Annotated in this window: 11 protein-coding genes; 10 read left to right on the forward strand and 1 reads right to left on the reverse strand. The window is 59.8% G+C overall.

The features are described from left to right. Window positions 1-2 precede the first annotated feature (2 nt). From odhB to J3P97_RS07665, 6 genes are all read left to right on the forward strand, one after another. Entirely contained in the window at window positions 3-1,226 is a 1,224-nt protein-coding gene (odhB, locus tag J3P97_RS07640; protein WP_305496107.1) for a 2-oxoglutarate dehydrogenase complex dihydrolipoyllysine-residue succinyltransferase, read from the forward strand. 111 nt (window positions 1,227-1,337) lie between these two features. Next, the gene (lpdA, locus tag J3P97_RS07645) at window positions 1,338-2,774 is read left to right on the forward strand and encodes a dihydrolipoyl dehydrogenase (RefSeq protein ID WP_434569407.1); all 1,437 of its coding nucleotides are present in this window, start codon (window positions 1,338-1,340) and stop codon (window positions 2,772-2,774) included. Between the two features lie 196 nt (window positions 2,775-2,970). Then, window positions 2,971-4,137 carry an ADP-forming succinate--CoA ligase subunit beta gene (gene sucC / locus J3P97_RS07650; RefSeq protein ID WP_305496105.1) on the forward strand — a complete coding sequence of 389 codons (1,167 nt, stop codon included), beginning with the start codon at window positions 2,971-2,973 and terminating at the stop codon, window positions 4,135-4,137. Continuing rightward, window positions 4,137-5,021, forward strand: a complete 885-nt coding sequence (gene sucD / locus J3P97_RS07655; RefSeq protein WP_305496104.1) for a succinate--CoA ligase subunit alpha — start codon at window positions 4,137-4,139, stop codon at window positions 5,019-5,021. The genes sucC and sucD overlap by 1 nt, the downstream gene beginning before the upstream one ends. A 452-nt stretch (window positions 5,022-5,473) precedes the next feature. Further along, window positions 5,474-6,787, forward strand: a complete 1,314-nt coding sequence (gene brnQ, locus J3P97_RS07660) for a branched-chain amino acid transport system II carrier protein (RefSeq protein WP_305496103.1) — start codon at window positions 5,474-5,476, stop codon at window positions 6,785-6,787. A gap of 230 nt (window positions 6,788-7,017) precedes the next feature. Further along, on the forward strand, window positions 7,018-7,755 hold the full coding sequence (locus J3P97_RS07665; protein WP_434603187.1) for a DUF599 domain-containing protein: 738 nt from the start codon (window positions 7,018-7,020) through the stop codon (window positions 7,753-7,755). A gap of 72 nt (window positions 7,756-7,827) precedes the next feature. On the opposite strand, the gene J3P97_RS07670 is transcribed toward J3P97_RS07665, so the two are convergent. Continuing rightward, complete coding sequence (locus tag J3P97_RS07670; protein WP_030138335.1) at window positions 7,828-8,079, reverse strand: hypothetical protein; 252 nt, start codon at window positions 8,077-8,079, stop codon at window positions 7,828-7,830. A gap of 158 nt (window positions 8,080-8,237) precedes the next feature. Here J3P97_RS07670 and J3P97_RS07675 point away from each other — a divergent pair, with 158 nt between their 5' ends. From J3P97_RS07675 to J3P97_RS07690, 4 genes are all read left to right on the forward strand, one after another. Continuing rightward, window positions 8,238-8,714, forward strand: coding sequence for a PaaI family thioesterase (locus J3P97_RS07675; protein WP_434569405.1), 477 nt, complete (start codon window positions 8,238-8,240; stop codon window positions 8,712-8,714). After that, window positions 8,711-9,172 carry a PaaI family thioesterase gene (locus tag J3P97_RS07680; RefSeq protein ID WP_434603189.1) on the forward strand — a complete coding sequence of 154 codons (462 nt, stop codon included), beginning with the start codon at window positions 8,711-8,713 and terminating at the stop codon, window positions 9,170-9,172. Before J3P97_RS07675 ends, J3P97_RS07680 begins: the two co-directional genes overlap by 4 nt. A gap of 87 nt (window positions 9,173-9,259) precedes the next feature. Continuing rightward, window positions 9,260-11,164 carry a molecular chaperone HtpG gene (htpG, locus tag J3P97_RS07685; RefSeq protein ID WP_305496099.1) on the forward strand — a complete coding sequence of 635 codons (1,905 nt, stop codon included), beginning with the start codon at window positions 9,260-9,262 and terminating at the stop codon, window positions 11,162-11,164. Between the two features lie 146 nt (window positions 11,165-11,310). After that, entirely contained in the window at window positions 11,311-12,039 is a 729-nt protein-coding gene (locus J3P97_RS07690; protein ID WP_434673844.1) for a dienelactone hydrolase family protein, read from the forward strand. Window positions 12,040-12,177 lie beyond the last annotated feature (138 nt).

The following is a 12,177-nucleotide window of genomic DNA, read 5'->3' on the forward strand; positions in this document are numbered from 1 at the left end:
TAATGGCTATCGAAATCAAAGCCCCGTCATTCCCGGAATCGGTTGCCGATGGCACCGTTGCCACCTGGCACAAGAAACCAGGCGAGGCCGTCAAGCGTGACGACCTGATCGTCGACATCGAGACCGACAAGGTCGTGCTGGAAGTATTGGCCGAAGCCGACGGCGTGCTGGGTGCAATCATTGCCGAAGAGGGCGCTACCGTTCTGTCGAACCAGGTCCTGGGCTCGATCGAAGAGGGCGGCGCTGCCGCCGCCGCTCCAGCCGCTGCTGCTGCACCGGCTGCCGCTCAGGCCGCTGCTCCTGCTGCATCGGGCGAAGACGATCCAGTCGCTGCCCCTGCTGCTCGCAAGCTGGCTGAAGAGAACGGTATCAACATCGCTTCCGTTGCCGGCACCGGCAAGGGTGGTCGTGTGACCAAGGAAGACGTGGTTGCAGCTGTTGCCGCCAAGAAAGCCGCACCGGCCGCAGCACCAGCCAAGCCTGCCGCGCCTGCCGCTTCCGCACCAGTGTTCGCTGCCGGCGACCGCGTGGAAAAACGCGTGCCGATGACCCGCCTGCGTGCCAAGGTTGCCGAGCGTCTGGTCGAAGCCCAGTCGAACATGGCGATGCTGACCACTTTCAACGAAGTCGACATGACCGAAGTCATGGCCCTGCGTTCGAAGTACAAGGATCTGTTCGAGAAGTCCCACAACGGCGTACGCCTGGGCTTCATGTCGTTCTTCGTCAAGGCTGCCACCGAAGCGCTGAAACGCTTCCCGGCCGTCAACGCGTCGATCGACGGTTCCGACATCGTCTACCACGGCTACGCCGACATCGGTGTCGCGGTCTCCAGCGACCGTGGCCTGGTGGTTCCGGTACTGCGCAACGCCGAGCTGATGAGTCTGGCCGAAATCGAAGGCGGCATCGCCACCTTCGGCAAGAAGGCCCGTGACGGCAAGCTGTCCATCGAAGAGATGACCGGCGGTACGTTCACCATCACCAACGGTGGTACATTCGGTTCGATGATGTCGACCCCGATCGTCAACCCGCCACAAGCGGCTATCCTCGGCATGCACAACATTCTGCAGCGTCCGATGGCGATCAATGGTCAAGTCGTGATTCGTCCGATGATGTACCTGGCACTGTCCTACGATCACCGCCTGATCGACGGCAAAGAAGCCGTGACGTTCCTGGTCACCATCAAGAACCTGCTTGAAGATCCGGCTCGTCTGCTGCTGGATATCTGATTTTCGCCGCGAGGGCCGGTCTGTTGACCGGCCTCTTGCTGAAACAACCGGTTTCGTCCCTCGACGGTCACCACAAGTGACCGTCCGGTTTGATTCGAAAAGGAATGACTCATGACTCAGAAATTCGACGTGGTAGTGATTGGTGCGGGCCCTGGCGGCTACGTAGCGGCCATCAAGGCTGCGCAACTGGGCCTTACCACTGCCTGCATCGAGAAATACACCGACAAGGAAGGCAAGCAAGCCTTGGGCGGTACTTGCCTGAACGTCGGTTGCATTCCTTCCAAGGCGCTGCTGGACAGCTCCTGGAAATACAAGGAAGCGAAAGAAAGCTTCAACGTTCACGGTATCTCTACCGGTGAAGTGAAAATGGACGTCGCCGCGATGGTTGGCCGCAAGGCCGGCATCGTCAAGAACCTGACCAGCGGTGTTGCCACCCTGTTCAAGGCCAACGGCGTGACTTCCATCGAAGGCCACGGCAAGCTGCTGCTGGGCAAGAAAGTCGAAGTGACCAAGCCGGACGGCTCGGTTGAAGTGATCGAAGCCGAAAACGTCATCCTGGCGCCAGGCTCGCGTCCGATCGACATCCCGCCGGCTCCGGTCGACCAGAATGTCATCGTCGACTCCACCGGTGCCCTGGAATTCCAGACCGTGCCAAAACGCCTGGGCGTGATCGGCGCTGGCGTGATCGGCCTGGAGCTGGGTTCGGTATGGTCGCGCCTGGGCGCTGAAGTGACCGTGCTCGAAGCCCTCGACACCTTCCTGATGGCCGCCGACACCGCGGTTTCCAAGGAAGCGCTGAAGACCCTGACCAAGCAAGGCCTGGACATCAAGCTGGGCGCTCGCGTGACCGGCTCCAAGGTCAACGGCGAAGAAGTCGTGGTCAACTACACCGACGCCAACGGCGAACAGACCATCACGTTCGACAAGCTGATCGTAGCGGTCGGCCGTCGTCCGGTGACCACTGACCTGCTGGCCGCCGACTGCGGCGTGGAAATCGACGAGCGCGGCTTCATCGCGGTCGATGACCATTGCGCAACCGCCGTACCGGGCGTCTTCGCCATCGGTGACGTGGTTCGCGGCATGATGCTGGCGCACAAGGCATCCGAAGAAGGCATCATGGTTGTCGAGCGCATCAAGGGCCACAAGGCCCAGATGAACTACGACCTGATCCCATCGGTTATCTACACCCACCCGGAAATCGCATGGGTCGGTAAAACCGAGCAGGCCTTGAAAGCCGAAGGCGTTGAAGTTAACGTCGGCACCTTCCCGTTCGCCGCCAGCGGCCGCGCCATGGCAGCCAACGACACCGGCGGTTTCGTGAAAGTCATCGCCGACGCCAAGACCGACCGCGTATTGGGCGTTCACGTCATTGGCCCAAGCGCTGCCGAGCTGGTACAGCAAGGCGCGATCGGTATGGAATTCGGCACCAGCGCTGAAGACCTGGGCATGATGGTCTTCTCCCATCCGACCCTGTCCGAAGCCTTGCACGAAGCGGCCCTGGCCGTGAATGGCGGCGCCATCCACGTGGCCAACCGCAAGAAGCGTTAACGGATAATAAGAAACCACGGCGGTGCGGCCCGTCGCGAGCCTTGCGTGCAAGACTCACCGCGGAATGTCCGCTGGACGCAGTCTTGCGTAGCGGTACCGGTTAACCGGAACGCTACGCAAGCAGCAGTCACAGGTGGTGCGGCACCACAACGGTGCAGCACCGAATGCGCAGTACCTAACGAAGACGGTAATAAGCATGAATCTTCACGAGTATCAGGGTAAGCAGCTGTTCGCTGAGTACGGCCTGCCAGTATCCACCGGTTACGCGGTAGACACCCCGGAAGCGGCAGCAGAAGCTTGCGACAAGATCGGCGGCAGCGAATGGGTTGTCAAAGCCCAGGTTCACGCCGGTGGTCGCGGTAAAGCGGGCGGCGTCAAGCTGGTTCGCAGCAAAGAAGACGCCAAAGCCTTCGCGCAGCAGTGGCTGGGCAAGCGTCTGGTGACTTACCAGACTGACGCCAACGGTCAGCCAGTCACCAAGATCCTGGTTGAATCGTGCACTGATATCGCTAAAGAGCTGTACCTGGGCGCTGTCGTTGACCGTTCGAGCCGTCGTATCGTGTTCATGGCTTCCACCGAAGGTGGCGTGGACATCGAGAAAATCGCTCACGACACCCCTGAGAAAATCCTCAAGGCCACCATCGATCCACTGGTTGGCGCACAGCCATTCCAGGGTCGCGAGCTGGCTTTCCAGCTGGGCCTGGAAGGCAAGCAGGTTGCCCAGTTCGCCAAGATCTTCGTGGGCCTGGCCAAACTGTTCCAGGATCACGATCTGGCCCTGCTGGAAGTGAACCCGCTGGTGATCAAGGCCGACGGCGATCTGCACTGCCTCGATGCCAAGATCAACATCGACGCCAACGCCATGTACCGTCAGCCTAAGCTGAAGACTTTCCACGATCCGTCGCAGGACGATCCGCGCGAAGCGCACGCTGCCAAGTTCGAACTGAACTACGTAGCGCTGGAAGGCAACATCGGCTGCATGGTCAACGGTGCCGGCCTGGCCATGGGTACCATGGATATCGTCAACCTGCATGGCGGCAAGCCAGCCAACTTCCTCGACGTGGGCGGCGGTGCTACCAAGGAGCGCGTTACCGAAGCGTTCAAGATCATCCTGTCCGACTCCAACGTAGCTGCAGTACTGGTCAACATCTTCGGCGGCATCGTTCGCTGCGACATGATTGCCGAAGGCATCATTGGCGCCGTGAAAGAAGTCGGCGTGAAAATCCCGGTTGTTGTGCGCCTTGAAGGCAACAACGCTGAACTGGGCGCTAAAGTACTGGCAGAAAGCGGTTTGAACATCATCGCTGCTACCAGCCTGACCGACGCTGCTCAACAAGTCGTCAAAGCTGCGGAGGGCAAATAATGAGCGTCCTGATCAACAAAGACACCAAGGTTATCTGCCAGGGCATTACCGGTTCGCAAGGTAGCTTCCACACCCAGCAAGCCATCGAATACGGCACCCAGATGGTCGGCGGTGTAACGCCGGGCAAAGGCGGCACCGAGCACCTGGGCCTGCCAGTGTTCAACACCGTGAAAGACGCTGTAGCTGCCACTGGCGCCACCGCCAGCGTGATCTACGTTCCAGCTCCTTTCTGCAAGGACTCCATCCTGGAAGCAGCATTCGGCGGCATCAAGCTGATCGTTTGCATCACCGAAGGCATTCCTACCCTGGACATGCTGGATGCCAAGGTCAAGTGCGACGAGCTGGGTGTTACCCTGATCGGCCCTAACTGCCCAGGCGTGATCACTCCAGGCGAATGCAAGATCGGCATCATGCCAGGTCACATTCACTTGCCAGGCAAGGTCGGTATCGTTTCCCGTTCCGGCACCCTGACCTACGAAGCCGTGAAGCAGACCACTGACGCCGGTTTCGGTCAGTCCACTTGCGTCGGCATCGGCGGTGACCCGATCCCAGGCTCCAACTTCATCGACATCCTGAAGCTGTTCCAGGAAGACCCGAAGACCGAAGCGATCGTCATGATCGGTGAGATCGGCGGTTCCGCTGAAGAAGAAGCCGCTGCCTACATCAAGGCAAACGTGACCAAGCCGGTCGTTTCCTACATCGCTGGTGTGACTGCCCCTGCGGGCAAGCGCATGGGCCATGCGGGTGCAATCATCTCCGGCGGCAAAGGCACTGCGGACGAGAAGTTCGCTGCGCTGCAAGACGCAGGCGTGAAAACCGTGCGTTCGTTGGCAGACATCGGCAAGGCCCTGGCCGAGCTGACTGGCTGGGAAATGAAGAAGTAAGCTTCGGCTGACCCTTCGTTCCAGCAACAAAGGCCACCTTCGGGTGGCCTTTGTCGTTTCTGGTTCGCTCTTGTGGCGAGGGAGCTTGCTCCCGCTCGGCTGCGTAGCAGTCGTAAACTGGACAGCGCATTTTGTCTGAATAAATACAGGCGCCTGAATGAGGGCTGCTGCGCAGCCCAGCGGGAGCAAGCTCCCTCGCCACGGGGGCATTGCTGCGGCTTGTTGGAAAAATAGATACGTAAATGCGACACAGCAATGTCGTGTATCGGATAGTTCGCCCTGTAACAGTGCGTTTTTCACTTGAATTCGTTAGGCTAGCAGCCATTTTTGCGACCGCTGCCCACAAGGAAGCGACGCGCTAAACGGGTCGGTCTCATACGGATCGGCAGCATTTCCCTCACCCATAAGGGAAATCCCTCTCTAAATTCCGATTCAGTAGTGTGGTTTCCTTAATGAAAGTGTTGAAAGGCCAGGACATCCTGGCGCTTGGTTTCATGACATTTGCCCTGTTCGTCGGGGCTGGCAACATCATCTTCCCGCCTATCGTCGGTTTGCAGTCCGGGCCTCATGTCTGGATGGCGGCGCTGGGCTTTCTCATCACGGCGGTCGGGCTGCCGGTGATCACGGTCGTTGCGCTGGCCAAGGTCGGCGGCGCGATGGACGCCTTGAGCAGCCCCATCGGCAAGATCGCCGGTGGTTTGCTGGCAGCGGTGTGCTACCTGGCGGTCGGCCCGCTGTTCGCCACCCCGCGAACCGCTACCGTATCGTTCGAAGTCGGCCTGGCACCGCTGACCGGCGAGAGCCCGTTGGCGTTGTTCCTGTACAGCGCGGTGTACTTTCTGGTGGTGTTCTTCATCTCGCTTTATCCGGGCCGCTTGCTGGACACCGTCGGGCGCTTTCTCGCGCCGCTGAAAATCATCGCCCTGGCAGTGCTGGGCATCGCCGCGTTTGCCCTGCCGGCGGGCGACATCGGCGTGGCGACTCCCGAATATGTGGCGGCGCCGTTTTCCCAAGGCTTCATCAATGGCTACCTGACCATGGATACCCTCGGTGCCTTGGTGTTCGGCATCGTCATCGTCAACGCCATCCGTTCCCGAGGGGTCGAGTCTCCGGCATTGATCACCCGCTACGCCATCATCGCCGGGCTTATCGCCGGGGTGGGGCTGGCGCTGGTCTATGTCAGCCTGTTCCGCCTGGGTTCGGGCAGCCATGAAGTTGCCGCGGGCGCGACCAACGGCGCGGCCGTCTTGCATGCCTACGTGCAACATACCTTCGGCAGCCTGGGCAGCGGCTTCCTTGCGGTACTGATCTCCCTGGCGTGCCTGGTGACGGCGGTTGGCCTGACCTGCGCCTGCGCCGAGTACTTCAGCCGCGTCCTGCCGCTGTCCTACAAGACGCTGGTGATCATCCTCGCGGCGTTTTCGCTGCTGGTGTCCAATCTCGGGCTGACCAAGCTGATCGCTTTCTCGATTCCGGTCCTGACCGCGATCTATCCGCCTTGCATCGCATTGGTCGCCCTGAGCTTCTGCAAGGACTTCTGGCATGAGCAGGGGCGCATCGTCGGCCCGGTCATGCTGGTGTCGTTCCTGTTCGGCTTGATCGACGCCCTCAAGGGCGCCGGGCTGGCGGATTGGCTGCCGACGCAGTTGGCCCACCTGCCGTTGAGCGACCAGGGCCTGGCCTGGCTGGTGCCTTCGGTCATGACCCTGGTGGTCGCAGTGGTCTGCGATCGACTGCTGGGCAAGCGCAGCGAAGCGTTGGCGTAAGCGGCTTCCAGCAGGCCCATCGGTAAAACGAAATGCCCCGTATCAATCGATGCGGGGCATTTTTTATTGGGACAGTGTCTTTTTCCGTGGACCTGTGGGAGCGAGCCTGCTCGCGAAAGCCCGAACTGCTGACATAGAAGCGAAAGTTATATCCCTATCGCGAGCAGGCTCGCTCCCACAGGGTTCGCTGATATTATTGCCGCAGGTTTTGTTTCATCACAGGGAACTGCATGTCATTCATCCAAGCCAACCTGATCCATCTGCTCGCCGCCGTCTGGTTCATCATCTGCTGGGCCGGCTATACCCGTTACGCCTCCTGGAAGGCCCGCGACACGGCGTGCCTGGCCAGCGTGATGCACCTGTACCGCGAAGACTGGATGCGTCGCATGCTGCTGCGCGACAACCGCATTGCCGATGCCAGCGTGATCGGCAACCTGGAGCGCAACGCGTCGTTCTTCGCCTCCAGCACGCTGATCATCCTGGCCGGTATCCTGACCGTGCTCGGGGCGTCTGACCGCGCGGTATCGCTGCTTGCGGACCTGCCGTTGGTACAACAGGCCTCCCAAGGCATGGCGGAAGTGAAGCTGCTGTGTCTTGCGCTGGTGTTCGTCTACGCGTTCTTCACGTTCAGCTGGTGCATGCGCCAATACAACTTCGCCGCGGTCCTGGTAGGTTCTGCGCCGATGATCGGCGAGCGGCATGTGTCCGAGCTGGAGCGCAAGGCCTTTGCTTCGAGGGCGGCGCGGGTCATTTCGATGGCGGCCAACCAGTTCAACTTCGGCTTGCGTGCCTATTATTTCGGCATGACCATGCTGGCATGGTTCGTCAGCCCCTGGCTGTTCATGCTGATGAGCGCCGGCGTGGTGTTTGTGTTGTATCAACGCGAGTTTCATTCGGATGTGCTGGACGTGATGGTCTACACGCCTACCGAAGCGCCGGTGCCCGAAACCGGCAAGGAAGCGGCTTGATCGCAGCTTTCTCAAATCGCAGGCAAAAGAAAACCCGCACCAGGCGGGTTTTCTTTTACCACTGAAACCGTATCAGTTGGTTTTAGGCGCGGTAGCAGGGGCTTGTTCCTGCTGGGCGGCACTGTTCGATTCAGACTGAGCTTTGGCAGCTTCGGCGTTTTCTTTCGCCGCGTCGTTCACTTTATCCTGTGCTTTGTTCATGTCTTGCTGAGCTTGTTCAGCGTGTTGGTTGGCATCTTGAGCCTTGTCCTCGGATTTCTTATCGCAGGCAGCGAGACCGAGGGAGGCGGCCAACATCAAGGCAATAGCAAAAGTCTTACGCATGGGGTGTTTCTCCTTATGGATATAACTACTGGCCTTTTGAGCGCGCCCCCTCGGGTTAAGTTCCTCTTTTGCTCTAGATATATAACTTTGCAGCGCAGCGGAACTTTATGGCCCACGGTGGTTGTTGGGCTTCTTCATACATAAGGGCATTAACACAAATGGCTGAGGATTCCGTTTTTGAGCGTGCGACACGCTTCTTATCCGCGCTAAGGCATTGCCAGGTGCTGGGTCTGACATTGCACAGCGCCAATTCCGAAGGTTTGACCGTGATGTTGCCCTACAGCCCATCTATCGTTGGTAATCCGCTGACAGGCATCGTCCATGGCGGAGCGCTGACCACGCTGATGGATACCGCTTGTGGCATGTCGACCTTGTGCGTGCTGCCGCAATTCGAGGTCTGCCCGACCCTGGATCTGCGCATCGATTACATGCACGCGGCCATGCCTGATAAAGCCATCTATGGTTTCGCCCAGTGCTATAGGGTCACGCCGGACGTGATTTTCAGCCGGGGTTTTGCCTACCAGGATGATCCCGCGCAACCCATCGCCCATGTGGTGGGCACTTTCATGCGCCTGGGCGATAGCGCTCGGGGAATGAGAAAGGGTGGCCTGACGGCTGCAGCGCAAAAGCCATGAGCGATATCACCGAGGAACACCTGCGCCAGGCCTGCGAGCATGGCGACTACGCGCTGCTGCTGGCCTCGATCCCCTATGCGCGCCTCATCGGCGTCGAATGTTCTCGTCAGGGCGACGAGTTGCTGTTCTGCCTGCCGGCCAACAAGGACAACATTGGTAACCCTTTACTGCCCGCGATCCATGGCGGGGTGATTGCCGGTTTCATGGAGCTGTCGGCCGCCGTTCATCTACTGATTGCGACCCGTGCGACCGGGGTGCCGAAGATCATCGATTTTTCCCTGGATTACCTGCGCGCCGGGCAGTTTCGTGACACCTATGCCCGGTGTCAGGTCTGGCGCCAGGGCCGGCGCGTGGCCAATGTGGCGATCACCGCCTGGCAGGAATCCGAAGCCGAACCGATTGCCACGGCTAGGGCTCATTTCAAGATCCCTGCACCCTCCAGGCCGACCGCCCCTTGAAATCATCACCGGTGCCCCCACCTTGTGGACATCCCGCCGCCAATCTCAGCGAGGCGGACACCACCATCCACTTGGAGTTTGATGACCATGAGCGTGGAAACTCAAAAGGAAACCCTGGGCTTCCAGACCGAGGTGAAGCAACTGCTGCACCTGATGATTCACTCGCTGTATTCGAATAAGGAAATTTTTCTTCGCGAGCTGATCTCGAACGCCTCTGACGCTGTCGACAAATTACGTTTCGAAGCGCTGTCCAAGCCAGAACTGCTGGAAGGCGGCGCGGAGCTGAAAATCCGTGTGAGCTTCGACAAGGACGCGAAAACCGTCACTCTCGAAGACAACGGTATCGGCATGAGCCGCGACGAGGTGATCACGCACCTGGGCACCATCGCCAAGTCTGGCACCGCCGATTTCATGAAAAACCTGTCGGGCGACCAGAAGAAGGATTCCCACCTGATCGGTCAGTTCGGCGTCGGTTTTTATTCCGCGTTCATCGTTGCCGATCAGGTCGAAGTGTTCAGCCGCCGTGCCGGCCTCGCAGCGAGCGAAGGCGTGCACTGGTCATCCAAGGGCGAAGGCGAATTTGAAGTCGCGACCATCGACAAGGCTGAGCGCGGTACCCGCATCGTCTTGCACCTGAAGTCCGGTGAAGAAGAATTCGCCGATGGCTGGCGCCTGCGCAACATCATCAAGAAATACTCTGACCATATCGCGCTGCCGATCGAGTTGCCGAAGGAAGTCACCGCTGCCGAAGGCGAAGAAAAACCTGAAGTGGAATGGGAAACCGTCAACCGCGCCAGTGCCCTGTGGACCCGTCCTCGTACCGAGATCAAGGACGAGGAATACCAGGAGTTCTACAAGCACATCGCCCACGACTACGAGAACCCGCTGAGCTGGAGCCATAACAAGGTCGAAGGCAAGCTGGAATACAGCTCGCTGCTGTACGTGCCGGCCCGTGCGCCATTCGACCTGTACCAGCGCGAAGCACCACGCGGGCTGAAGTTGTACGTGCAGCGCGTGTTCGTGATGGACCAGGCCGAATCGTTCCTGCCGCTGTACCTGCGCTTCATCAAGGGTGTGGTGGACTCCAACGACCTGTCGCTGAACGTTTCGCGGGAAATCCTGCAGAAAGATCCGATCATCGACTCCATGAAGTCGGCGCTGACCAAGCGCGTCCTCGACATGCTGGAAAAGCTGGCGAAGAGCGAGCCTGAGCAATACAAGAGCTTCTGGAAGAACTTCGGCCAGGTGATGAAAGAAGGCCCGGCCGAAGATTTCGCTAACAAAGAGAAGATCGCCGGCCTGCTGCGTTTCGCCTCGACCCAGAGTGACGACGGCGAGCAGAGCGTCAGCCTGGCCGATTACCTGGCCCGCGCCAAGGAAGGCCAGGACAAGATCTACTACCTGACCGGCGAAACCTATGCACAGGTCAAGAACAGCCCGCACCTGGAAGTCTTCCGCAAGAAAGGCATCGAAGTGCTGCTGCTGACCGACCGCATCGACGAGTGGCTGATGAGCTACCTCAACGAGTTCGACGGCAAGAGCTTCGTCGATGTGGCCCGTGGCGACCTCGACCTTGGCAACCTGGATTCGGAAGAAGACAAGAAAGCCGCCGAAGAAGTCGCCAAGAGCAAGGAAGGCCTGGTCGAGCGGATCAAGACTGCGTTGGGCGATGCCGTCAGCGAAGTGCGTGTCTCGCACCGCCTGACCGACTCCCCGGCCATCCTGGCCATCGGCGAGCAGGACCTCGGCCTGCAGATGCGCCAGATCCTTGAGGCCAGCGGTCAGAAGGTGCCGGATTCCAAGCCGATCTTCGAATTCAACCCGGCTCACCCGCTGGTGGAAAAACTCGACAACGAGCAGAGCGAAGAGCGTTTTGGCGACCTCTCGCACATCCTGTTCGACCAGGCGGCCCTGGCGGCCGGCGACAGCCTGAAGGACCCGGCGGCCTATGTCCGGCGTTTGAACAAGCTGCTGGTTGAGCTGTCAGCTTGATCTGACGTAAGAAAGTCCCCTGTGGGAGCGAGCTTGCTCGCGATGACGGTAGACCAGTCAACGCATCTGTTGAATGTCGGACCGAAATCGCGAGCAAGCTCGCTCCCACAAGGGCTTCTTGAATGTTTCATCAAGAGGAGTCCGCCATGAGTCAGGTTACGGTTCGTTCACTGGTGTATCAGATCGATGGGCAAAGCTATGAAGGTCGCCTGGCCTTCGACGTTAACCAGCAGGGCCCGCGTCCGGGTTTGCTGATGGCGCCGAACTGGATGGGCGTGGGGGCGGGGGCCGAGGACATTGCCAGGTCGGTGGCCGCCAACGGCTACGTGGTGCTGATCGCCGACCTGTACGGGCAGACGCTGCGCCCGAGCAACGCCGACGAGGCGGGAGCGGCAATGATGCCGCTCAAGAATGACCGGGCCTTGTTGCGCAAGCGCATGCAGGTTGCGCTGGAGCAATTGCAGAACCAGGGCGAAGCGCAGGTCGACACGGCGAAACTGGCCACGTTCGGCTTCTGCTTCGGTGGTTGCTGCTCACTGGAGCTGGCTCGCAGCGGCGCACCGCTCAAGGCTGCGATCTCGTTCCACGGGACCCTGGATACGCCGAACCCGGCCGATGCGCAGAATATCCAGGGCGCCGTCCTGGTGATGCATGGCGCCGCCGATCCGCTGGTGCCGAAAGAACAGTTGCCGGCTTTCGAGGAGGAGATGAACGCCGCCGGGGTGGACTGGCAACTGCTGAGTTATGGCGGCGCGGTGCATTCCTTCACCGATCCTCAGGCCAATGTGCCGGGCAAGATGATGTACAACGCCAAGGTCGCCGGGCGGGCGTTCCGGTCGATGCATAATTTGTTGGATGAGGTGTTCAAGGGCTGATTGCCCTGGCTTCTGTCATATTGCTTTCGCGAGCAGGCTCGCTCCCACATTGAACCGAGTTGTACGCGAGATCTGCGAACCGCGCCGATCCAGTGTGGGAGCGAGCCTGCTCGCGATGGCTGCATATGAGACACCCCT

It is taken from the genome of Pseudomonas sp. R1-15 (assembly GCF_051132085.1).
GTDB lineage: Bacteria > Pseudomonadota > Gammaproteobacteria > Pseudomonadales > Pseudomonadaceae > Aquipseudomonas.

Coding starts and splice junctions, on each gene's coding strand:
- J3P97_RS07670 (WP_030138335.1), bottom strand. CDS start 8,079: ATGCGTAAGACTTTTGCTATTGCCTTGATGTTGGCCGCCTCCCTCGGT.
- htpG (WP_305496099.1), top strand. CDS start 9,260: ATGAGCGTGGAAACTCAAAAGGAAACCCTGGGCTTCCAGACCGAGGTG.
- J3P97_RS07675 (WP_434569405.1), top strand. CDS start 8,238: ATGGCTGAGGATTCCGTTTTTGAGCGTGCGACACGCTTCTTATCCGCG.
- J3P97_RS07690 (WP_434673844.1), top strand. CDS start 11,311: ATGAGTCAGGTTACGGTTCGTTCACTGGTGTATCAGATCGATGGGCAA.
- brnQ (WP_305496103.1), top strand. CDS start 5,474: ATGAAAGTGTTGAAAGGCCAGGACATCCTGGCGCTTGGTTTCATGACA.
- J3P97_RS07680 (WP_434603189.1), top strand. CDS start 8,711: ATGAGCGATATCACCGAGGAACACCTGCGCCAGGCCTGCGAGCATGGC.
- sucD (WP_305496104.1), top strand. CDS start 4,137: ATGAGCGTCCTGATCAACAAAGACACCAAGGTTATCTGCCAGGGCATT.
- odhB (WP_305496107.1), top strand. CDS start 3: ATGGCTATCGAAATCAAAGCCCCGTCATTCCCGGAATCGGTTGCCGAT.
- sucC (WP_305496105.1), top strand. CDS start 2,971: ATGAATCTTCACGAGTATCAGGGTAAGCAGCTGTTCGCTGAGTACGGC.
- J3P97_RS07665 (WP_434603187.1), top strand. CDS start 7,018: ATGTCATTCATCCAAGCCAACCTGATCCATCTGCTCGCCGCCGTCTGG.
- lpdA (WP_434569407.1), top strand. CDS start 1,338: ATGACTCAGAAATTCGACGTGGTAGTGATTGGTGCGGGCCCTGGCGGC.